The 21,815-nt window shown below is 66.4% G+C and carries 17 protein-coding genes and 1 tRNA gene; 8 read left to right on the top strand and 10 right to left on the bottom strand.

Annotation, left to right across the window (positions count from 1 at the left end):
* Positions 1-72: 72 nt before the first annotated feature.
* Positions 73-1,623, bottom strand: a complete 1,551-nt coding sequence (locus ACPGXI_RS04435) for a dolichyl-phosphate-mannose--protein mannosyltransferase (RefSeq protein ID WP_526650198.1) — start codon at positions 1,621-1,623, stop codon at positions 73-75.
* Between the two features lie 96 nt (positions 1,624-1,719).
* Here ACPGXI_RS04435 and rsmI point away from each other — a divergent pair, with 96 nt between their 5' ends.
* Positions 1,720-2,556: a 16S rRNA (cytidine(1402)-2'-O)-methyltransferase gene (gene rsmI / locus ACPGXI_RS04430; protein WP_526650196.1), complete on the top strand. Its 837-nt coding sequence runs from the start codon at positions 1,720-1,722 to the stop codon at positions 2,554-2,556.
* Positions 2,557-2,568: 12 nt separating this feature from the next.
* Here the strand turns inward: rsmI and ACPGXI_RS04425 are convergent, their stop codons facing one another.
* Both ACPGXI_RS04425 and metG read right to left on the bottom strand, forming a co-directional pair.
* On the bottom strand, positions 2,569-3,831 hold the full coding sequence (locus ACPGXI_RS04425; protein WP_526650194.1) for an aminodeoxychorismate synthase component I: 1,263 nt from the start codon (positions 3,829-3,831) through the stop codon (positions 2,569-2,571).
* 107 nt (positions 3,832-3,938) lie between these two features.
* Entirely contained in the window at positions 3,939-5,549 is a 1,611-nt protein-coding gene (gene metG / locus ACPGXI_RS04420) for a methionine--tRNA ligase (RefSeq protein WP_526650192.1), read from the bottom strand.
* Between the two features lie 25 nt (positions 5,550-5,574).
* On the opposite strand from metG, the gene ACPGXI_RS04415 reads away from it, so the two are divergent.
* The 5 genes from ACPGXI_RS04415 to ACPGXI_RS04395 all read left to right on the top strand — a co-directional run bounded on the left by ACPGXI_RS04415 (position 5,575) and on the right by ACPGXI_RS04395 (position 11,728).
* Complete coding sequence (locus ACPGXI_RS04415) at positions 5,575-6,417, top strand: TatD family hydrolase (RefSeq protein WP_526650191.1); 843 nt, start codon at positions 5,575-5,577, stop codon at positions 6,415-6,417.
* 80 nt (positions 6,418-6,497) lie between these two features.
* Positions 6,498-7,625, top strand: coding sequence for a transglycosylase family protein (locus ACPGXI_RS04410; RefSeq protein ID WP_526650189.1), 1,128 nt, complete (start codon positions 6,498-6,500; stop codon positions 7,623-7,625).
* Entirely contained in the window at positions 7,622-8,617 is a 996-nt protein-coding gene (gene rsmA / locus ACPGXI_RS04405) for a 16S rRNA (adenine(1518)-N(6)/adenine(1519)-N(6))-dimethyltransferase RsmA (RefSeq protein WP_526650187.1), read from the top strand. The genes ACPGXI_RS04410 and rsmA overlap by 4 nt, the downstream gene beginning before the upstream one ends.
* A gap of 164 nt (positions 8,618-8,781) precedes the next feature.
* A complete protein-coding gene (locus ACPGXI_RS04400) occupies positions 8,782-9,750 on the top strand; it encodes a 4-(cytidine 5'-diphospho)-2-C-methyl-D-erythritol kinase (protein WP_526650185.1) in 969 nt (322 codons plus the stop codon).
* 343 nt (positions 9,751-10,093) lie between these two features.
* Entirely contained in the window at positions 10,094-11,728 is a 1,635-nt protein-coding gene (locus ACPGXI_RS04395; RefSeq protein ID WP_526650230.1) for a fatty acyl-AMP ligase, read from the top strand.
* A 136-nt stretch (positions 11,729-11,864) separates the two neighbouring features.
* On the opposite strand, the gene pth is transcribed toward ACPGXI_RS04395, so the two are convergent.
* The 7 genes from pth to ACPGXI_RS04360 all read right to left on the bottom strand — a co-directional run bounded on the left by pth (position 11,865) and on the right by ACPGXI_RS04360 (position 17,371).
* On the bottom strand, positions 11,865-12,428 hold the full coding sequence (gene pth, locus ACPGXI_RS04390) for an aminoacyl-tRNA hydrolase (protein WP_526650228.1): 564 nt from the start codon (positions 12,426-12,428) through the stop codon (positions 11,865-11,867).
* 122 nt (positions 12,429-12,550) lie between these two features.
* A complete protein-coding gene (locus tag ACPGXI_RS04385; RefSeq protein WP_526650183.1) occupies positions 12,551-13,207 on the bottom strand; it encodes a 50S ribosomal protein L25/general stress protein Ctc in 657 nt (218 codons plus the stop codon).
* Positions 13,208-13,362: 155 nt separating this feature from the next.
* Complete coding sequence (locus ACPGXI_RS04380) at positions 13,363-14,241, bottom strand: SDR family oxidoreductase (protein WP_526650181.1); 879 nt, start codon at positions 14,239-14,241, stop codon at positions 13,363-13,365.
* 46 nt (positions 14,242-14,287) lie between these two features.
* On the bottom strand, positions 14,288-14,644 hold the full coding sequence (arsC, locus tag ACPGXI_RS04375; protein ID WP_526650179.1) for an arsenate reductase (glutaredoxin): 357 nt from the start codon (positions 14,642-14,644) through the stop codon (positions 14,288-14,290).
* Between the two features lies 1 nt (position 14,645).
* Positions 14,646-15,626, bottom strand: coding sequence for a ribose-phosphate diphosphokinase (locus tag ACPGXI_RS04370; RefSeq protein WP_526650177.1), 981 nt, complete (start codon positions 15,624-15,626; stop codon positions 14,646-14,648).
* Positions 15,627-15,729: 103 nt separating this feature from the next.
* Positions 15,730-17,253, bottom strand: a complete 1,524-nt coding sequence (glmU, locus tag ACPGXI_RS04365) for a bifunctional UDP-N-acetylglucosamine diphosphorylase/glucosamine-1-phosphate N-acetyltransferase GlmU (protein WP_526650175.1) — start codon at positions 17,251-17,253, stop codon at positions 15,730-15,732.
* A 46-nt stretch (positions 17,254-17,299) separates the two neighbouring features.
* Positions 17,300-17,371 (bottom strand) — tRNA-Gln (locus ACPGXI_RS04360).
* Positions 17,372-17,457: 86 nt separating this feature from the next.
* Here ACPGXI_RS04360 and ACPGXI_RS04355 point away from each other — a divergent pair.
* The gene (locus ACPGXI_RS04355; protein WP_526650226.1) at positions 17,458-18,051 is read left to right on the top strand and encodes a TetR/AcrR family transcriptional regulator; all 594 of its coding nucleotides are present in this window, start codon (positions 17,458-17,460) and stop codon (positions 18,049-18,051) included.
* Between the two features lie 85 nt (positions 18,052-18,136).
* A complete protein-coding gene (gene mfd / locus ACPGXI_RS04350; RefSeq protein WP_526650173.1) occupies positions 18,137-21,814 on the top strand; it encodes a transcription-repair coupling factor in 3,678 nt (1,225 codons plus the stop codon).
* Position 21,815: the final 1 nt, after the last annotated feature.

Here is a 21,815-nt window from a genome sequence, read left to right as displayed (position 1 = left end):
TACCTTCACGCTCAGATGGCGAGCGTAAAGTTGCCTTCACGCTCGGCCACGGGTTGACGCGGGCATGCGCGCCTATCGCCAGGAGGGCAGCCAGATCTGCAGGTTCCACGTGCTCTGCGAGATCGGCAGACCCGTGAGAATCGGATACATCCATGCGAAGTTGGTCATCACCAACGCGACGTAGCAGCACGCCACGAGAAGGCCGAGTGTTCGGCGCTCGGAGTTCTGCCCCGGTTTATAGAGGATATCGCCGAGAATCATCGCGATCATCATCACCAGGAACGGCGCCATCGTCGCGGCGTAGAAGAAGTACATCTGCCGGTCGATGTCGGCGAACCAGGGCAGGAACCCCGCGCTGTAGCCCACCAGCAGCGCGGCATATCGCCAGTCCCGCTTGACGAATGCCCGCCACAGCGCCCACGCCAGCACCGGCACCGCGATGAACCACATCGCCGGCGTGCCGACCAGCATCACGGCTTTGACACACGACTGCGCGCCGCAGCCCGGGATGTTCTCGGTGTCGATCGCGTACAGCACCGGCCGCAGCGACATCGGCCACGTCCACGGCTTGGACTCCCACGGGTGATGGTTTCCATCGGCGTTGGTCAGCCCGGAGTGAAAGCGATAGGCCGCGTAGGTGTAGTGCCACAGCGACCGAACCGCATCGGGCATCGGCACGACGCTGTCCGGTCCGATCGACCGGCCGACTTCGTAGCGGTTGGTTGCCGTCTCGGAGGCGAACCACGCCGTGTACGACGCCAGGTACACCCCGAACGGGATGAGTACCAGCGCGTACAGCGACGGGCCCACGTCGCGACGAAAAACGCCCAGCCATGGTCGTGGAACGCGATACTGGCGGCGCGCGGCGACGTCGAATGCCACGGTCATCACGCCGAAGAACATCACGAAGTACAGCCCCGACCATTTGGTCGCGCAGGCCAGTCCCAGAAGAACGCCCGCGCCAAACCGCCACCACCGAACCCCGAGGCGTGGACCCCACGGTGTCTCGCCGATGCGGCCCTCCAGCAGGGCGACGTGCATGCGCTCGCGGACCTGGTCGCGGTCGACGATCAGGCAGCCGAACGCTGCGACGATGAATACCGTCAGGAACCCGTCGAGCAATGCGGCGCGCGCGGTGACGAAGCTGACACCGTCGGAGATCAGTAACAGACCCGCGATGCCACCGACGAGCGTTGATCTGCTGATGCGCCGCGCGATGCGGGCCGCGAGCAGGACCAGGACGACCCCGCACACCGCCCCGGAGAAGCGCCAGCCCAGCGAGTTGTAGCCGAACAGCGCCTCGCCGATCGCGATCAGCTGCTTGCCTACCGGCGGGTGCACGACGAGCCCGTAGCCCGGGTTGTCCTCGACGCCGCTGTTGTGCAGCATCTGCCAGGCCTGCGGCGCGTAGTGCTTCTCGTCGAAGATCGGTGTTCCGGCATCGGTGGGTGACCTGAGGTTGATGAGCCGCGTCACCGCGGCCAGCGCAGTGATGACCGCGGTCATCGCCCACCCCTGCAGCCGGTCGATCGGACCGAAATCGGCGACCGGCACCAGCGGGCCTGGGCTGATCACGGGAGCCGCGCGGTGGCGAACAACGAGTTCGTCGGCCGGGGCGCTCACGCCTGCGATCGTAGGCTGTGCTGATGTTCCCCCGGTCGCTACGCTCCTGCCCGCCGAAATGAAACCCCCCGGGTCGCTACGCTCCTGCCCGCCGAAATGACCACCGGCCGGCTCCTCGTCGCGGCCACACCGCTGGGCCAGCCGTCGGATGCTTCGGCCCGGCTGGTGTCGGCTCTGGGCAGCGCCGACGTGATCGCCGCCGAAGACACCCGGCGGATTCGTACGTTGGCCCAGGCTCTGGAGGTCCGCCTCGCCGGCAGGGTCGTCAGCCTGTACGACCAGAACGAGGCCTCCCGGGTCCCCGCGCTGGTCGAGGACATTCGTGCCGGGGCGACGGTGCTGCTGGTCAGTGATGCCGGCATGCCGCTGATCAGCGACCCCGGCTACCGGCTGGTGACGGCGTGCATCGAGCACAAGCTGGCGGTGGCCTGCCTCCCCGGCCCGTCCGCGGTGACAACGGCGCTGGCGGTGGCGGGGCTGCCTTCAGGACGGTTCTGTTTCGAGGGCTTCGCGCCTCGCAAGCAGGCGGCGCGAGGGTCGTGGCTGCAGTCGCTGGCGACAGAACCGCGGACGAGCGTGTTCTTCGAGTCGCCACGCCGGCTCGGCGAGTGCCTGCGGGACGCTGTCGAGGTCCTCGGGCCCGAGCGCCGGGCGGTGGTCTGCCGGGAGCTGACCAAGACCCACGAAGAGGTCGTGCGTGGCTCGCTGGGCGAACTCGCCGAGTGGGCTGCCGACGGCGTTCGCGGGGAGATCACCGTGGTGCTGGCCGGCGCGACGCCCAGGGTTGACCCAGATGTCCTGGTCGCCGACGTCAACCGGCTGGTCGAGGCTGGCGTACGGGTCAAGGACGCCTGCGCGAGGGTGATCGCAGCGAATCCCGGCGCACCCTCGCGCCGTGCGCTGTATGACGCGGTTCTGCGGGCGCGGGACTGAGTGCCCTCCGGGTCAGCGGGCCCAGGCTACCGGCGGAGATCTTCGTCGGACGCGGTCGTCGGCCCCGCCGATGATCGGGATCGCCTTGTCCAGGCACTCCTCCCATTCGCGCTCCGGACTGGAATCCGCGGTGATGCCGCCGCCGACGCCCAGTATTGCGCTGCCGTCGGCCGCGAACTCCACGGTACGGATAGCCACGTTCAGTTCGCAGCCCGCCACCGGAGAAGCCAAACCAACTGTTCCACAGTAGATTCCGCGTCGGTGCGGCTCCCAAGTCGTGAGCAGCTCACGGGCCCGCGTCTTCGGCGTGCCGGTCACCGACGCGGGCGGAAAAGTCGCGTCGAACACCGTGGCCATCGGCAGCTCGACCGCCACCTGCGCCGACACGGTCGACACCAGATGCCACACACCCGGCGCTGGGCGCACCGCGAGCAGCTCGACTACCGACACCGTCCCGGTGCGCGCTACCCGACCAAGGTCGTTGCGCACCAGGTCCACGATCATGATGTTCTCCGCGACATCTTTGACCGATGCCCGCAGTCCGGCCGGATCGGCGTGAGCCGGCAGCGTGCCCTTGATCGGGCTCGACGTCACCGCGTCACCGCACCGGCGCAGGAACAACTCCGGCGACAGCGACGCCACCGCGCCCCAGTCCCCGGCGACGAAGGCCGCGCGGGCTGGAGCGGTCCTCGACACGGCGTCGACGAAGAAGTCGACGGGGTCGCCATCGAGCGTTCCGGCGAACTGCGTGCACACACACGCCTGGTACACCTCCCCGGCGCCGATGGCGTCAAGGCAGGCGAGCACACCGCGGTGATGTGCCGCCTGGTCGGCCTCACCCCAGGCGATGACGGCGTTTCGGTCCTCTGGTGGCGTCTGCAGTGCCTCGGCGACCCAGTTCGAAAGTGCTGCTCCCGAAAGGCTTTCGTGCCACCAGGTGCCGCTGCCGTCGCATCGCAGCACGGTGTCTGACCAGCCGCCCGCCGCCGCTGGTATTCGCGGGCCACGTCCGTCGGCCCCTGAGTCGGGGTAGGACAGGTAGCCAAACCAGCCGCCCCCGACGGGCCCGTCATCGCGGCTGCCGGGGGCCACGTCAAAGACGTCGCCGGTTGCCACCGTGGATGTCACCAGCGAAGGAGCGATGACCGCGCGTGACCCGAACCATTCACCGATCAGGGCGGCGGGCGCGGGCAGGCCGAGGCGCGTCGTCGCCGCGGCCAGGAGACTGAGCACCGATGGTGCACTACCCAGGTCGCCCAGCCGCTCAATGCGCACCCGCTCAGCTTGGCAGACGCCAGTCGAACGCGCTGTGGCGTGGGCTACCGGCCGATCCGTCTGGGCACGTCTGTCTGGGCACCGTGACTGTTGTAGGGAGATCCGCGTCAGTCGGTTTGGTAGCGGGGGAAAACCCCCACCGGTGGGGGTAGCGCCAAGCCGGGCCTCAGACGTACCGGTACCGCCGAGAAGGTCCGCTGATCATCGGGCTGGCCGAGCAGGTCGAGCAGTTGGGCCGTCGACCCGGGCATCACGGGTTGAGTCAGCAGCGCAGCGATGCGTACGACCTCGAGCGTCGTGTAGAGCACCGTGCCGAAACGCAGCCGGGCCTCTTCGGTGTCGGTCTTGCGCAGCACCCACGGCTCCTGCGCCGAGAAGTATCGGTTGGCCGCACCCAGCACCGACCAGATCGCTTCCAGGGCGAGATGCATGGCCGGGACTTCGAAGTGCGCGCGAATCCTGGGTAACAGGTCATCGGCGAGGGCAAGAAGCTCGCGGTCGGCGTCGGTGAACGCGCCGGGTTCGGGCACCACGCCGTCGAGGTTCTTGCCGACCATCGACAGCGACCGCTGAGCGAGGTTGCCGAACTCATTGGCGAGATCGGCGTTGATCCGTCCGATGATCGCTTCTTCGCTGTAGCTGCCGTCCTGCCCGAAGGGCACCTCACGCAGCAGGAAGTAGCGCACCTGATCGAGTCCGAACATCTCGATCAGAGCGGTGGGGTCGACGACGTTGCCGACCGACTTGCTCATCTTCTCGCCGCTGTTGAGCAGGAAACCGTGAACGAAGACCCGGCGCGGCAGTTCGATCCCGGCCGACATGAGGAACGCCGGCCAGTACACCGTGTGGAACCGGATGATGTCCTTGCCGATCATGTGTAGATCCGCGGGCCAGTATTTGCCGAACGTCTCCGACGCAGTGTCAGGGAAGCCGGCTGCGGTGAGGTAGTTGGTGAGCGCGTCCACCCACACGTACATGACGTGGTCGGGGTGCTCGGGGACCGGCACTCCCCAGTCGAACGTGGTGCGCGAGATCGAAAGGTCCCGCAGCCCCCCCGACACGAAGCTGACGATCTCATTGCGCCGCACATCGGGGCCGATGAACTCGGGATGGGCCTGGTAGTGCGCCAACAGACGCTCGGCGTATGCCGACAGCCTGAAGAAGTAGGTCTGCTCCTCGGTCCAGGTCACCTCGGCACCGGTTTCGATGGCGATGCGCGACCCATCGGGTCGTTCCTCGAGCTCGTCATCGGTGAAGAAGCGCTCGTCGCGCACCGAGTACCAGCCCGAATAGGAGTCGAGATAGATGTCCCCCGCGGCGGACATCGCATTCCACATTGCGATGGACGACTCAATATGGTCGACGTCGGTGGTGCGGATGAAACGGTCGAAGGAGCTTCCGAGTTGCTCCTGGAGCGCCTGGAACGCGTCGGAGTTTCGCCGCGCCAATTCGGCGGTCGGGATACCTTCGGCGGCCGCGGTTTGTGCCATCTTGAGTCCGTGCTCATCGGTACCGGTGACAAAGCGGACGTCGAAGCCGTCGAGGCGCTTGAACCGGGCGACCGCGTCGGTGGCGATGTACTCGTAGGCGTGGCCAATGTGCGGCGTCCCGTTGGGGTAGGCGATCGCTGTGGTGATGTAGTAAGGGGTGCGCGTCCCCGCGCCGGGGGGAGAGGTTCCGGGGGTGCGCGTCCCCGCGCCGGGGGGAGAGTCAGTCATCAGGAAGTCACCTTAAGGTGTTGGCGTGCGATCTAAGCGTGAGCCGCCGCCCCTTCCCGAGCCGCTCGCACCACTGATCGACGCTCACACCCATCTCGACGCGTGCGGAGCCACCGACGCCGACGACGTACACGCGATCCTGGACCGCGCGGCCGCGGTCGGAGTGCGAGCGGTAGTCACCATCGCCGACGATCTGGCCTCCGCGCGGTGGGCGGTGGAAGCCGCCGATTGGGATCGGAGGGTATACGCGGCGGTGGCGCTGCACCCCACCCGCGCGAATGCGCTGACCCAGGAGGCACGGGCGGTGATCGAGCGGTTGGCCGGGCACCCGAGGGTCGTCGCGATCGGCGAGACGGGCATGGACATGTACTGGCCCGGTCGGCTGGAGGGGTGTGCGACGCCGGCCGAACAACGCGAAGCGTTCGCCTGGCACATCGACCTGGCCAAACGGACCGGTAAGCCGCTGATGATCCACAACCGCGACGCCGATGCTGAGGTACTCGACCTATTGCGCGCCGAGGGCGCTCCCGAAACTGTGATATTTCACTGTTTTTCCTCGGACGCGGTGATGGCGCGTGAGTGCGTGGCGGCGGGGTGGTTGCTCAGCCTGTCCGGAACTGTGAGCTTCAAAAATGCCCATGCGCTGCGGGAAGCCGCAGGACTGATTCCTGCCGACCAGCTGCTTGTTGAGACGGACGCGCCGTTTCTCACCCCGCATCCGTACCGCGGGGCCCCTAATGAGCCCTATTGCCTGCCCTACACTGTGCGAGCGCTGGCCGACATCGTCGGCCGGCCCGCGGAGATGATCGCTGAGCAGAGTTCCGCGACGGCGGAACGAATCTACGGGCTGCAGAGTTGCCGCTTCTAGACCTTTTCGTTACCGTCTTGTAATCAAATACGGACCGGCCGCTGTGCTGTCCGTACTGCCTAGTCGGGATAGACGACACTATGAATGCTCTGAATAAACTTCATGTCGCGCGTTCGCCGGTGATGCGGTTGGTGGTGGCGGCGATTTTGCTGGCATTGGTATTTGCCGGCGGAACTGCGGTGGCCGCGCACAAGACCGTGACGCTGACGGTCGACGGCGCTTCGACGACGGTGTCGACGATGAAGAGCCGCGTCATCGACGTTGTCAACGAGAACGGATTCACGGTCCAGGACCGCGATGATCTGTACCCGGCCGCCGACTCACCCGTCCAGCAGTCCGAGGCCATTGTGCTGCGTCGCAGCCGGCCCCTGACGATCTCGACGGACGGGGGCGGCGCCGAACAGGTCTGGACCACCGCATCGACGGTGCAGGAGGCATTGGCTCAGCTGGAGATGACCGACAAGGCGCCCGTAGCGGCCTCGCGCGCCAGTCGCGTCCCGCTTGCCGGTATGTCGCTGCCGGTGGTCAGCCCGAGGACGGTGCACCTGGACGACGGTGGTGCGATCCGCACGGTCCGTCTCGCCGCGCCTAACGTCGGGGCCTTCTTGGCTGCAGCGGGAGTCCCACTGCAGCAAAGCGATACCGTCATTCCCGCACCGGCGTCACCCGTAGTTGACGACATGGTGATTCAGGTCACCCGGGTCCGGATCACCAAGGTCACCGAGCAGAAGCCGCTGGCCCCGAACAACCAGCGCATCGAGGACGAGACGCTCAACATGAGCCGTCAGATCGTCGAGGATCCGGGTAGCCCCGGAACTCAGGACGTCACGTTCGCGATCTCTACCGTCAACGGGCTCGAGACGGGCAGGCTGCCGGTAGCCAACGTCGTCGTCACTCCGGCGCGCGATGGTGTGCTCAGGGTCGGCGCGAAGCCGGGCACCGAAGTGCCCCCGGTTTCCAACGGAGCCACCTGGGACGCGCTCTCGCGCTGCGAAGCGGGTGGTAACTGGGCCATCAACACCGGCAACGGCTATTTTGGTGGCGTCCAATTTGACCAAAACACCTGGGAGCGCAGTGGTGGTCTGCGTTATGCTGGAAGGGCGGATCTGGCAACGAGGGAAGAGCAGATCGCGATTGCTGAAATTACTCGGTCGCGGCAAGGATGGGGGGCGTGGCCGACCTGTAGTGGGAGGATCGGTGTGTCGTGACAATTCGGCTGCTGGGGCGAAGCGAAATTCGTCACCTCGCTAAGGCGATCAATTTCCGGCCGCGCAAGTCGTTCGGCCAGAACTTCGTTCACGACTCCAACACCGTGCGCCGCATCGTTTCGGCCTCTGGGGTCAACCGCTCCGATCATGTGCTCGAGGTCGGTCCGGGTCTGGGCTCGCTGACGCTGGCGCTGCTCGATCGTGGCGCCAGGGTGACCGCAGTCGAGATCGATCCGGTGCTGGCCCGCCAGCTGCCGACGACCATCGCGGACCACTCGCACAGCGAGATCAACCGGTTGACCGTGCTCAACAGCGACATTTTGACGTTGGAGCAGTCGGATCTGACCGAGATGCCTACTGCCCTGGTGGCTAACCTCCCCTACAACATCGCCGTCCCGGCGCTGATGCACCTACTCGCAAAGTTCCCGTCGATCCGCACCGTCATGGTGATGGTGCAGGCGGAGGTCGCCGAGCGGCTCGCCGCCGAACCTGGCGGCAAGGACTACGGGGTGCCCAGCGTGAAAGTGCGGTTCTTCGGCAAAGTCCGCCGCTACGGCATGGTGTCGCCGACGGTGTTCTGGCCCATACCACGTGTCTACTCCGGCCTCGTACGTATTGATCGGTATGAGACTTCGCCGTGGCCTACCGACCCGGAGTTCCGCAAGCAGGTGTTCGAGCTTGTCGATGTGGCCTTCGCCCAGCGACGAAAGACATCGCGAAATGCGCTCGCCAAGTGGGCGGGCTCCGGCAACGAGTCGGCCAGTCGGCTGCTGGCTGCCAGCATCGACCCGGCACGCCGAGGTGAGACGCTGGCTGTCGCGGACTTCGTTCGATTGCTTCAACGCTCTGAAGACTGGCATGTCGTGCCCGACGCCGCCGCCGATGTCGAAGCTAGTCCTGAGGCCGCGGCCGCGGCCGACGCTGATGCGGGTGTCGATGTCGAGGTGGATGTCGACGCTAGTTCCGAGGCCGGCAACCTCCTGAGGACTTGAACCTCCTGAGGACTTGAACCTCCTGAGGACTTGGTAGCCGGCTCCGATCTGACGTGCCGGCCCCGATCCGACGTTCGCAGATCAGCGCGTCGCGGTTCGGTCCGGCGGGCATCCTCTCCTCGGTATGGCACCCCCGTCGATGAATGCGGCGCTAGTGTCGTGCGGTGTCCACCCGAGACGGAAATATCGCATCAGAGTGGGTTCCCACCGGGGCGGTCAGCGTCCGGGTTCCCGGCAAGGTCAACCTTTACCTGGAGGTGGGGGATCGGCGCGATGACGGCTATCACGAGTTGAGCACCGTCTTCCATGCGGTGTCGCTGCTCGACGAGGTGACGGTCACCACTGCCGATGTATTGACGTTGGAGATATCGGGCGAGGGCGCAGATTCTCTGCCGATGGATCACCGCAACCTCGCGTGGCAGGCGGCCGAAATGCTGGCTGAGCACGTCGGTCGGGCCCCGGATGTCGCGATCTCGATCGAGAAGACGATCCCGGTCGCTGGAGGCATGGCCGGGGGCAGTGCGGATGCGGCCGCGGTATTGGTGGCGATGAACTCGTTGTGGGAGCTCGGCGTGCCGAAACGCGACTTGCACGCGATGGGGGCTCAGCTCGGTAGCGACGTGCCCTTCGCCCTGCACGGTGGAACGGCCCTGGGCACCGGTCGCGGCGAGGATCTGGCCACAGTTCTTGCCCGCAACACGTTCCACTGGGTCCTGGCGTTCTCCGCAGACGGACTATCCACCCAGAAGGTGTTCGCCGAGATCGACCGTTTGCGCGCGGCGGGTGACCGTGACCTACCGCCGCGGCTGGAATCCCCAGAGCCGGTCCTGGCGGCATTGGCTTCGGGGGATCCGACGCAGCTGGCGCCACTGCTGGGCAACGACCTGCAACCCGCGGCGCTGAGCCTCGACGCGTCGCTGCGCCGTACTTTGCGCGCGGGCGTCGAAGCAGGTGCCCTGGCCGGCGTCGTGTCCGGGTCGGGACCTACGTGCGCGTTCCTGTGCGGATCGGCCGGCGCCGCCGTTGATGTAGGCACCGAACTCGCCGGGGCGGGGGTGTGTCGCACGGTGCGGGCGGCTAGTGGTCCGGTCCAGGGCGCTCGTGTCGTGCCGAGCCCGTCCCGGTCCGGTTAAACCCGACGTTGGCGCAATCCCAACGCTCGCGGGATGAGGCGACGCCCATATTTCGAACGGGTGTGAATCACGCCTCAATTATCGCGTCCGTTTGGCAGTTACTTAAGAGTTGTCTAAGGTGAACGACGGTGAGAACGCGCGGTCAAGCAATGGACGCAATCAGTTCCGCCACCGTTAGGCGCGGTGGACGATGGACTGGATTCGATCGCGCCGAAGGGACATCACCGTTTCGAGACAGAACTGCTCCTCAATCGTGCGCGCGCCTCCGTGAAAACGCCCCCCATCAGGCGGAGCATGGCAAATGCGCGTGGACACCGGGGCACATGTCGGCGAGGAGGTCGTGGTGAGCAGATTCACCGAGAAGATGTACCGCAATGCCCGCACCACCGACAAAGGCATGGTCACTGGCGAGCCGTACGAGCCGGTCAGACACACCTGGGGTGAGGTGCACGAACGTTCGAGGCGGATCGCCGGTGGACTCGCGGCGGCAGGTATCGGACTCGGTGACGCCGTCGGCGTGCTGGCCGGGTACCCGGTGGAGATCGCCCCCACTGCGCAGGGCCTGTGGATGCGCGGTGCGAGTCTGACGATGCTGCACCAGCCGACCCCCCGGACCGACCTGCCCATGTGGGCCGAAGACACCATGACCGTCATCGGGATGATCGAGGCCAAGGCCGTCGTCATCGCGGAGCCGTTCCTGGTCGCGATCCCGGTCCTCGAGGAAAAAGGCATCACGGTGCTGACCGTCGAGGATCTCTTGGCGGCGGAGCCGATCGATCCCATCGACGTCGGTGAGGACGATCTCGCGCTCATGCAGTTGACGAGCGGATCGACCGGGTCACCCAAAGCTGTCCAGATCACCCACCGCAACATTCACTCCAACGCCGAGGCGATGTTCATCGGCGCCGAGTACGACGTCAAGAAGGACGTCATGGTGAGCTGGCTGCCCTGCTTCCACGACATGGGCATGGTCGGCTTCCTGACCATCCCGATGTACTTCGGAGCCGAGCTGGTCAAAGTCACGCCGCTGGATTTCCTGCGCGACACTCTGCTGTGGGCCCGGCTGATCGACAAGTACCAGGGCACCATGACCGCCGCTCCGAACTTCGCCTATGCGCTGTTCGCCAAGCGGTTGCGCAGGCAGGCTCAGCCGGGCGAGTTCGACCTGTCCACCCTGCGGTTCGCGCTCTCGGGCGCCGAACCTGTGGACCCCACCGATGTTGACGACCTGATCGATGCCGGCAAGCCCTTCGGCCTGCAACCGGAGGCGATTCTGCCGGCATACGGTATGGCCGAGACCACGCTGGCGGTGTCGTTCTCCCCGTGTGGTTCCGGCCTGGTCGTCGACGAGGTCGACGCCGACCTGTTGGCCGCGTTGCGCCGTGCGGTGCCCGCCGCCAAGGGCAATACCAAGCGGCTGGCCACTCTCGGCCCGCTGCTCACCGACCTCGAGGCTCGCATCATCGACGACCACGGAAATCTCATGCCCGCCCGCGGTGTCGGTGTCATCGAATTGCGCGGTGAATGCCTGACGCCCGGCTATCTGACCATGGGCGGCTTCATCCCGGCCCAGGATGAACAGGGCTGGTATGACACCGGAGATCTCGGTTACCTGACCGAGGAAGGCCACGTTGTTGTGTGTGGGCGCGTCAAGGATGTCATCATCATGGCCGGCCGCAACATCTATCCGACCGACATCGAACGTGCGGCAAGTCGGGTCGAAGGGGTGCGGGCCGGCTGCGCGGTCGCGGTTCGGCTGGACGCCGGGCACTCACGTGAGACGTTCGCCGTCGCGGTCGAGTCCAACGGCTGGGAGGACCCGGTCGAGGTGCGTCGAATCGAACACCAGGTCGCCCACGAAGTGGTGGCCGAGGTCGACGTGCGGCCTCGCAACGTGGTCGTGCTAGGACCGGGCAGCATTCCCAAGACGCCGTCGGGCAAGCTGCGTCGCTCAACTTCGGTCTCGCTGGTCCTCTAGCCCCCGCTAGCCCCCTCCAGCCCCGCTCGTCCCAGCCCCTCCCAGCCCGGCGAGAGCGCGTGTTTGTGCGTCGGCGCGCCGCTTACCCCTGGCATTTTGCGCACGCTCGCGGGGCGGTCAACTGCCGATCGCGGCGTCAGGCCCAGGCGTGCACGGTGTTCTGGGCGGGTTCGAGCCCGTCGACGATCAGTAGTTCCGTCGCATCGGCAGCCTGCTCGCAGACGGTGGGTACTTCGGGCCGCTCAACGGCATTGAAGTTCTCCAGCACGAAGGCTGCGGGATCCTTGCGGCCGGGTGGTCGGCCCACGCCGATTCGCACGCGCTGAAAACCTTTGGTACCCAACGCTGTTGCCACCGAACGCAGGCCGTTGTGGCCGCCTTCTCCGCCGCCCAGCTTGAGTCGAATACGTCCGAAGTCGATATCGAGTTCGTCGTGGATCACGACGATGTCGGCAGGGCGCACCGAATAGAACTTCGCCAGCGGACCGACCTGTCTACCGGACTCGTTCATGTACACCCGGGGCTTGGCGAGCATCACCACGTGGCCAGCGAGTCGCCCGGTAGCCACCTCGGCCCCCGATTTCTTGTGCACCTTGAACCTCTCGCCGATTCGGTTCGCGAGAATGTCGGCAACCATGAAGCCGACGTTGTGCCGGTTCCTGGCGTAGTTGGGCCCGGGGTTGCCCAAGCCGACCACCAGAAGGGGTCCCCGCCGCTGGACAGCGGACGAGTCGGGCCCTGGACATTCGGACCCTGGAGATTCGGGCCTGTGAGATTCGGGCCTGTGAGATTCGGGCATGGGAGCAGTCCGCCCTGCCCGAACTACTCGGAGTCGGACGGGGTGTCCTCAGGGCCCCCGTCTTCGGAGGCGCCACCGGCGGCTTCCTCGCCCTCCTCGCCGGCGCCCTCGGTCTCGAGTTCCTCGGCGGTCGGTGCGACGACGACGTTGATGACCAGCAAATCGGTGTCGGATACCAGCGTCACACCAGTGGGCAGTCCGATGTCGCCGGCCGTGAGTTGGGTGCCCGGCTCGAGACCCTCCACCGAAACAGTCAGACTTTCCGGGATTGCCTGGACGTCGGCCTCGATCTCGATGGTGTTGGCGTCCTGTGTCACCAACGTGCCGGATACCGCTTCACCCTCTATGACGACGTTGACCTCGACGGTCACCTTCTCCCCGCGGCGCACGACCAGCAGGTCGGCATGCTGAATTGTGCGGCGGATCGGGTGGATCTCCAGGGCCTTGGTCAGGGCGAGTTGCTGCTTGCCGGCGATATCGAGGGTGAGCACGGCGTTGGTGCCGGCATGGCGAAGCACGGCGGAAAAGTCACGTGCGTCCAGTTCGAGGTGCTGTGGGTCGCTGCCGTGGCCGTAGAGAACCACGGGTAGCCTGCCGTCGCGGCGGGCCTGGCGCGAGGCGCCTTTGCCGGTCGCAGTGCGGACCTGTGCAGCCAGATTGTTCGCGGCGTTCTTCGCCATTGTCGATTCTCCTGTGCCGGTGAGCAGTGTCGGGCACGGCCAGGGTCGCACCATTGCAGATGCGGGCTCCCGTCGATAACGGCGGCCGATCAGGTCGAGCCGCCCTCGCCGTGACGCGCCGCCAAGGGTAGCGCAACCCGCGCCGAAGGCGAAAATCAGAGCGGAAACCTGACCCCGGTGAGCTGCTCGGACAATGTCCACAGCGCGGTGGCCTTTTCGCGGTTCTGCGCCAGCGGGCTGCGCCATTGCCGACCGGTGGGGCCGCGCATCGAGAACCGTGGCCCGATGAAGCTGTCCCCGGGAACCGGCTGAGACGCTGCGTAGAGCGTTTGGCGTGCGCCGAAGTCGGCGTCGGTCGCCATGAAGCGATTCGCCATGTCCAAGACCCTGGAACCCAGCTTGCTTCCGGTGTGCCCCTGCAGGTTGGTCGCCGAGTACCCGGGGTGGGCCGCGAGTGCCGTCAACGGTGAGCCGGCCGCGTCCAGTCGGCGTTGCAGTTCAGTGGTGAACATCAGATTGGCCAGCTTTGACTGCCCGTAGGCCGGCCAGGCGAGGTACGGGCGCGACTTCCAGTTGAGGTCCTTGAGGCTGACGTAGCCGGTCAGGTGCATGAATGACGCCACCGTGACGACCCGATCGGTGATCCTGGGCAGCAGTAGGTTTGTCAGCGCGAAGTGGCCGAGGTGGTTGGTTCCGATCTGACTTTCGAAGCCGTCGACGGTCAGCGCATACGGAACCGCCATGATGCCGGCGTTGTTGATCAGCACGTCCACGGTGTCTTCGGCAGAGAAGCTGTCGGCGAAGTCACGGATCGAAGCCAGGTCTCCCAGATCGAGTTTGCGCACTTCCACCTCCCCCGACATCTCCGCGGCAGCGGCCTGGCCCTTGTCGAGGTTGCGCACCGCCAGGATCGTCTTGGCGCCGACGCGGGCCAACTCCCGCGCGGTCACCAGACCCAGGCCGCTGTTGGCGCCGGTGACGATGACGGTACGTCCGGCGAAGGAGGGCAGGTCGGCAGCGGTCCAGTCGCTCATGTCCACCACAGTATGCGGTCGGCTGACGCCACCGCCATCGGCAGAATTATTTGAGAATTTCTTCGACCGATCCCAGCGGCCGCGCCAGGCGGGTGCCCTTGGCCGTGACCACGAACGGGCGCTCGATCAAGATGGGATGCTGCGCCATCGCATCGAGCAGTTCGTCGTCCGACGCCGAGGCAAGTCCGAGTTCGGCGTACCTGGACTCGCGTTTACGTACGGCCTCGTGCACATCGATGCCGGCGTCGACGATCAGCCTCGCCAACTCCGCACGCGACGGCGGCGCCTTGAGGTAGAGGATGACTTCCGGCTCAAAACCATTGTCGCGCAACAACTCCAATGCCTTGCGGGAGGTCGAGCATTTCGGGTTGTGGTAGATGCTGGCGCGGGCGTCGCCGGGCATATCAAGCCGACCCGTCGAAAAGCCCCGTCACAGATCCATTCTCGAACACGGCGCGGATCGTGCTCGCCAACAGCGGGGCGATCGACAGGATAGTGAGCTGCGGGAAGACCTTCTCCTCGTCGATCGGCAGGGTATTGGTGACGATGACCTCGCGAGCGCCGCAGTCAGCCAACCGCTGCGGGGCGGGGTCGGACAGCACGCCGTGCGTCGCGGCGATCACTACATCGGCCGCGCCGTCCTCCTTGAGCAGGCGTACGGCGCCGGCGATGGTGCCACCGGTATCGATCATGTCGTCGGTGAGAATGCACGTCTTGCCCCCCACGTCGCCCACCACGCGATTGGACTTCACTTGGTTGGGGATCAGCGGGTCGCGGGTCTTGTGGATGAAAGCGAGCGGCACCCCGCCCAGGGAGTCGGCCCACTTCTCGGCGACGCGCACCCGGCCCGAGTCGGGGGAGACCACCACCATGTCGTGATTGGGGTAGTTCTCGGCGATATAACCGCACAGCAGTGACTGACCCCGCATATGGTCTACGGGGCCGTCGAAGAAGCCCTGGATCTGGTCGGTATGAAGGTCGACCGACACTATGCGGTCAGCGCCGGCGGTCTTGAGGAGATCAGCTACCAGCCGGGCCGAGATCGGTTCACGGCCGCGATGTTTCTTGTCCTGCCTGGCATAGGGGTAGAACGGCAGAATCGCGGTGATCCGCTTGGCGCTGCCGCGTTTGAGGGCATCGATCATGATCAGCTGTTCCATCAGCCATTGATTCAGCGGCCAGGGATTGCTCTGCAGGACGAATGCGTCGCAGCCGCGTACGGACTCGTCGAAGCGGACGAAGATCTCACCGTTGGCGAAGTCGCGGGCTGATTGGGCCGTGACGGTGGTGCCGAGTTCCTTGGCGACCTGCTCGGCGAGCTCAGGGTGTGCTCGTCCCGAAAACAGCATCAGGTTCTTGCGATTGTCAGTCCAGTCGTGGCTCACGGGCTGCCCTCGGCGTTGGGGATCGATACCCCGGCCATCGTACGGAGCGCTTACTCAGGTACGCGGCCGGGTGACCCCAAAGCCAACAATCGGTGACCAGAGGCTACGGGTCGCCGGATGCCTTGTTCGGAGTGTCGGCGGGTCGGGTACCGGTGGGCTGGCTGTCGGCGGGCGGGTCGTCGGCGGGCGGGGTGGCTTGTACCTGAGCCGCCGCTGCGGCGGCCGCCGCAGCGCTGTCGGGACGCTTCCGCGCCACCCAGCCCTCGATGTTGCGTTGCGAACCCGCGGACACCGCCAACGCACCGGGGGGTACGTCTGCGCGGATCACCGCTCCCGCGCCGGTGTAGGCGCCGTCGCCGATGGTCACCGGCGCCACGAACAGGCTATCCGAACCGGTGCGCACATGAGAGCCAATTGTTGTGCGCCGCTTGGTTTCTCCGTCGTAGTTGACGAAGACACTGGATGCCCCGATGTTGCTGTGCTCGCCGATGTCGGCGTCACCGACGTAGGTCAGATGCGGCACCTTGGTGCCGTCGCCTATCGTCGCGTTCTTCGCCTCGACGAACGCCCCCAGCTTGGCGGCGGCCCCCAGCACGGTACCGGGGCGCAGATAAGTGAAGGGGCCCACGACGGCGTCCCTGCCGATCGCCGAGGACGAGCCGTGGACGCGGACTACCTCGGCCCGGTCTCCGACGGTGACGTCGGTCAACGTGGTTTCGGGTCCTATCTGGCAGTGCGCGCCGATGCCCGTGGAGCCCAGCAGCTGGGTGCCCGGGCGCACGACGGTGTCGCGGCCGATGGAGACGCCGATGTCGATCCAGGTGGATGCGGGGTCGACGATTGTCGCGCCCGCACGCTGATGCGCAGCGACGATGCGGCGGTTCAGCTCGGCGCCCAGCTCGGCCAGTTGCACGCGGTCATTGACGCCGGTGACGAGCGCGGTGTCCTGGACGTGCCTACCCCGCACGCCCTGCCCGTCGGTGCGCAGGATCGAGACGACATCGGTCAGGTAGAGCTCATGCTGCGCGTTGTCGGAGCGCAACCTGCTCAGCGCCGAGCGCAGCGCCTCGGCGTCGAATGCGTAAACACCGGCGTTGACTTCGGTGATGGCTTGTTGTGCCGGGCTGGCGTCGGCCTGCTCGACGATCCCCAGAAGGTCCCCACTCGAGCTGCGCAACACCCGCCCATAGCCGGTCGGATTGGCCAGCGTGGTGGTCAGCACCGTGGCGGCCGCCGACTCGGAAATATGGGTGGAGATCAGGTCGGCCAGGGTGTCGGCATCCAACAGCGGGACGTCGCCCGAGGTCACGACAACGACGCCGGTGAAGTCGTGCGGCAGAGCCGACAGCGCGCATCCGGCGGCGTGTCCAGTGCCCTGTTGCTGCTCCTGCACGGCGATCTCGACCGGATGGCCCAGGTCGCCGGCGATCTCCAGTGCCGCGGGTGCCACCCGCTCGCGGTCCTGTCCGACCACTACCACCAGGTGTCGCGGCGCGAGCTTCGCCGCCGCGTGTAGACAGTGCGACAGCATGCTGCGGCCCGCCAGAGTGTGCAAAACCTTGGGGGTGTCGGACTTCATCCGGGTCCCGGCACCCGCCGCCAGAATCAGGACCGCGGCCTCACGCATAGATGTCCTTCCCGCGCGAGCACGAGCAGTCGGCACGCCTCGCTCGCTCCGTCGCCAGGACTCGAACCTGAACTTTCTGAACCAAAATCAGAGGTGCTGCCGATTACACCACGACGGACTGATCACCCGAAGACTCTAGTCGAAGCATCTAGGCTGAAAAGCGTGGCAGCGCCCGATAAGGAAATGCGTGCACCGCGCGCGAGGATGACTGGCAGCGAACGCCGCCAGCAGTTGGTCGAGGTCGCCAAGTCGCTGTTCGCCGAGCGCGGCTTCGACGGCACGTCGATCGAGGAGATCGCGCTGCGCGCCAACGTGTCCAAGCCCGTGGTCTACGAACACTTCGGCGGCAAAGAGGGGCTTTACGCTGTCGTCGTCGACCGGGAAATGTCCGCCCTGCTGGACGGGATAACGGCGTCGCTGACCAAGAATCGGTCCCGGGTGCGTATCGAGCGGGTCGCGCTGGCGCTGCTGACCTATGTCGAGGAGCGCACCGACGGCTTCCGCATCCTCATCCGGGATTCGCCGGCCAGCATTACCTCGGGTACCTATTCGACGTTGCTCAACGACGCTGTCAGCCAGGTGGCTTCGATCTTGGCGGGAGACTTCTCCCGCCGCGGGCTGGATCCCGACCTGGCGCCGCTGTACGCCCAAGCGCTCGTCGGCTCGGTATCGATGGCCGCGCAGTGGTGGCTTGACGTGCGGGAGCCCAAGAAAGAAGTGGTCGCGGCCCATCTGGTCAACCTGTGCTGGAACGGGCTCACACACCTGGAATCCGACCCGATACTGCACCAGGAGTAACCGAGCGGACTTCGGCGGAGGCGGCCCAGCGCGCTCAGTGCCACCGCCGCGACCACTCGGGCGGGTGCCTACGATAGAGCCCATCATGACCGCAGCGGGGACCATCGACGTCCACACCCCGATCGCGGGCCTCGTCGACTTGGCGATGCGAGACCCCTCCCTGCAGGAGGTGGCCCGTCGTGCGGGCGATCGGCCCGTCGATCTGAACCTCGTCGGCCCGGCCAGCGCGCGGGTCTATGTGGCTTTCGCGCTCGCGCAGTCCGGCCCGCTGCTGGCGGTCACGGCGACCGGGCGTGAAGCCGACGACCTGACCGCCGAGCTGCAGGGTGTGCTCGGTGACGCGGTCGCGCTGTTCCCGTCCTGGGAAACGTTGCCGCACGAGCGACTCTCACCGGGTGTGGACACCGTCGGCGCGCGGTTGATGCTGCTGCGCCGCCTCTCCCACCCCGACGACGAGCGACTGGGACGCCCGCTGCGGATTGTGGTGACCACCGCTCGGTCCCTGCTGCAGCCGATGACCCATCGCCCGGGCGCGGACGCGGGAGAGTTCGCGCCGGTCAGCCTGACCGTTGGCGCCGACGCCGAGTTTGACGGGGTCGTGGCGCGGCTCGTCGCCCTTGCCTATACCCGTGTCGACATGGTCGGCAAGCGCGGCGAGTTCGCCGTGCGTGGGGGCATTCTCGACATCTTCCCGCCGACCTCCGAGCACCCGGTGCGGATCGAGTTCTGGGGTGACGAGGTTTCCGAAATGCGGATGTTCTCTGTCGCCGACCAACGGTCCATCCCGGAGATCGACATCGACCACGTGATCGCGGTGCCGTGCCGCGAGATGCTGCTCACCCCCGAGGTGAGAGGTCGCGCTGCTCTACTCTCTGCCGAGCATCCCGTCACGGAGAACGGCGTGCCGGGAAGCGTGCCCGAGATGCTGGCCAAGCTGGCCGAGGGCATCCCGGTCGACGGGATGGAAGCGCTGTTGCCCCTTCTCAAGCCAGACGAGTTGGCGACGTTGCCCGATCACCTGCCCGAGGGCACCCCGCTGTTGATCTGTGATCCGGAGAAAGTGCGGACCCGCGCCGCGGACCTGATCAAGACCGGGCGCGAGTTCCTTGAAGCGTCGTGGTCGACCGCTGCGGTAGGCGGCGGGGCGCCCATCGACATCGAGGCGATGGGCGCATCCGGATTCGTCGGCCTCGATGCCGCGCGCGACACCGCGTGCCACGCCGGGCATCCGTGGTGGACGTTGAGTCAGCTCGACGACGGCTCAACCCCGGCGCTGGGCATCCGGCCCGCACCCTCGGCGCGTAGGACCCAACCCAAGTCGAGTTTCCCGGCAGAGATCTTCGCGATGCTGCGCGCCCACGTCGCTACCGGAGGATACGGAGTCGTCGTCACCCCGGGCAGCGGCACAGCGATGCGCGTCGTCGAGCAACTTGGCGAAGCAGATACTCCCGCAACGATGTTGGAGCCCGGGGCGGCGCCCCGCGAGGGCGTGGTGGGTGTTCTCAAGGGTCCTCTGCACGACGGTGTGGTGATCCCCGGCGCCAACCTGGTCGTGATCACCGAGACCGACCTGACGGGCAACCGGGCCGCCGCGATCGAGGGCAGGAAGCTGGCGGCCAAGCGCCGCAACGTCGTGGACCCGCTGGCGCTGACCGCCGGCGACCTGGTGGTCCACGACCAACACGGCATCGGCCGGTTCGTCGAGATGACCGAGCGGGTCATCGGTGGCGCCCGCCGCGAATACCTGGTGCTCGAGTACGCGTCAGGCAAAAGGGGCAGTGGCGGAAACAACACCGACAAGCTGTACGTGCCGATGGACTCGCTGGACCAGTTGTCCCGCTACGTGGGCGGTGAGACACCGACCCTTTCCCGCCTGGGCGGCAGCGACTGGACCAACACGAAAACGAAAGCGCGGCGGGCCGTCAGGGAGATCGCTGCCGAACTGGTTGCGCTCTATGCCAAACGACAGGCCTCGCGCGGACACGCGTTCAGCCCAGATGCCCCGTGGCAGAGGGAGATGGAGGATGCGTTCGGCTTCACCGAGACGGTGGACCAGCTGACCGCCATCACCGAGGTGAAGTCCGACATGGAGAAGGCCGTCCCGATGGACCGGGTGGTCTGCGGAGACGTCGGTTACGGCAAGACCGAGATCGCGGTGCGGGCGGCATTCAAGGCGGTGCAGGACGGCAAGCAGGTGGCGGTGCTGGTGCCGACGACGCTGCTGGCAGACCAGCATCTTCAGACGTTCACCGCCCGCATGGCCGGGTTTCCCCTCACGGTGAAAGGACTGTCGCGCTTCACTGACCCCGCTGAGTCCCGAGCAACGCTCGGGGGGATGAAGGACGGCTCGGTCGACATCGCCATCGGGACCCACCGCCTGCTCCAGACCGGTGTGACGTGGAAGGACCTTGGCCTGGTGGTCGTCGATGAGGAGCAGCGCTTCGGCGTCGAGCACAAGGAACACATCAAGTCGATGCGGACCCATGTGGACGTTCTCACCATGAGTGCGACGCCGATTCCGCGCACGTTGGAGATGAGCCTGGCGGGAATCCGGGAGATGTCGACCATCCTGACCCCGCCCGAGGAACGCTACCCGGTGCTGACCTTCGTAGGCCCGCAGGACGACAAGCAGGTCGCCGCGGCGCTGCGTCGTGAGATGTTGCGCGACGGGCAGGCGTTCTACATTCACAACCGGGTGCGCACGATCGATCAGGCCGCGGCGAGGGTGCGGGCTTTGGTGCCCGAGGCGCGGGTCGTCGTCGCGCACGGGCAGATGCCCGAAGAGCACCTCGAACGCACCGTCGAGGGCTTCTGGAATCGCGAGTATGACGTCCTGGTGTGTACGACGATCGTCGAGACCGGCTTGGACATCTCGAATGCCAACACGTTGATCGTGGAGCGCGCCGACACGTTCGGCCTCTCCCAGTTGCACCAGTTGCGCGGCCGGGTGGGACGAAGTCGTGAACGCGGCTACGCCTACTTCCTCTACCCGCCCGAGATTCCGCTGACCGAAACGGCCTACGACCGCCTCGCGACGATCGCCCAGAACAACGAATTGGGTGCTGGCATGGCTGTGGCAATGAAGGACCTCGAGATCCGCGGTGCCGGAAACGTGCTGGGCGCTGCCCAATCCGGGCATGTGGCCGGCGTGGGCTTCGATCTCTATGTGCGCCTGGTCGGCGAGGCCGTCGATGCGTATAGAGCAGCAGCTGACGGGGAAACCGTTGCCGCCGTTGAGGAACCAAAGGATGTTCGAATCGATCTGCCGGTCGACGCGCACTTTCCGCCGGACTACATCGGCAGCGATCGCCTGCGATTGGAGGGCTACCGGCGGCTCGCCACCGCCCAGGACGACGCTGCCATTGACTCCGTGATCGACGAACTCGTCGACCGGTACGGTCCGCTGCCGGAGCCGGCCCAGCGGTTGATCGCGGTCGCGCGGCTGCGGTTGCTGGCGCGCGCGAACGGCGTCACCGAGATCGGGGCGGTGTCTGCCTCTACCGTGCGGGTCTCGCCGTTGACGCTGCCGGATTCGGCACAGGTGAGGCTCAAGCGGCTATTTCCGGGGGCGAACTATCGCGCCACCACGTCGACCGTGCAGGTGCCGATCCCGCGGTCTGGGAACGGGCTGGGCGCGCCACGGATCCGCGATCTTGACCTGGTTTCGTTCGTCGCGGGCCTGGTAGGGGCCATCGGCGGGAATCCGGGGGAGGAAGTTGATATAACCAAGCTGCGAGGTATCTCGCGCGAACGAACGACATGAT

It is taken from the genome of Mycobacterium sp., from assembly GCF_049608025.1.
GTDB lineage: Bacteria > Actinomycetota > Actinomycetes > Mycobacteriales > Mycobacteriaceae > Mycobacterium.
This window is presented reverse-complemented; position numbering and strand designations above follow the sequence as displayed.

Bases quoted from the DNA above. Each gene is read 5' to 3' on its own strand.
- rsmI (WP_526650196.1), top strand. From the start codon at position 1,720: ATGACCACCGGCCGGCTCCTCGTCGCGGCCACACCGCTGGGCCAGCCG.
- metG (WP_526650192.1), bottom strand. From the start codon at position 5,549: ATGACTGACTCTCCCCCCGGCGCGGGGACGCGCACCCCCGGAACCTCT.
- ACPGXI_RS04410 (WP_526650189.1), top strand. From the start codon at position 6,498: ATGAATGCTCTGAATAAACTTCATGTCGCGCGTTCGCCGGTGATGCGG.
- ACPGXI_RS04385 (WP_526650183.1), bottom strand. From the start codon at position 13,207: ATGGCGAAGAACGCCGCGAACAATCTGGCTGCACAGGTCCGCACTGCG.
- ACPGXI_RS04380 (WP_526650181.1), bottom strand. From the start codon at position 14,241: ATGAGCGACTGGACCGCTGCCGACCTGCCCTCCTTCGCCGGACGTACC.
- arsC (WP_526650179.1), bottom strand. From the start codon at position 14,644: ATGCCCGGCGACGCCCGCGCCAGCATCTACCACAACCCGAAATGCTCG.
- glmU (WP_526650175.1), bottom strand. From the start codon at position 17,253: ATGCGTGAGGCCGCGGTCCTGATTCTGGCGGCGGGTGCCGGGACCCGG.
- ACPGXI_RS04355 (WP_526650226.1), top strand. From the start codon at position 17,458: ATGACTGGCAGCGAACGCCGCCAGCAGTTGGTCGAGGTCGCCAAGTCG.
- mfd (WP_526650173.1), top strand. From the start codon at position 18,137: ATGACCGCAGCGGGGACCATCGACGTCCACACCCCGATCGCGGGCCTC.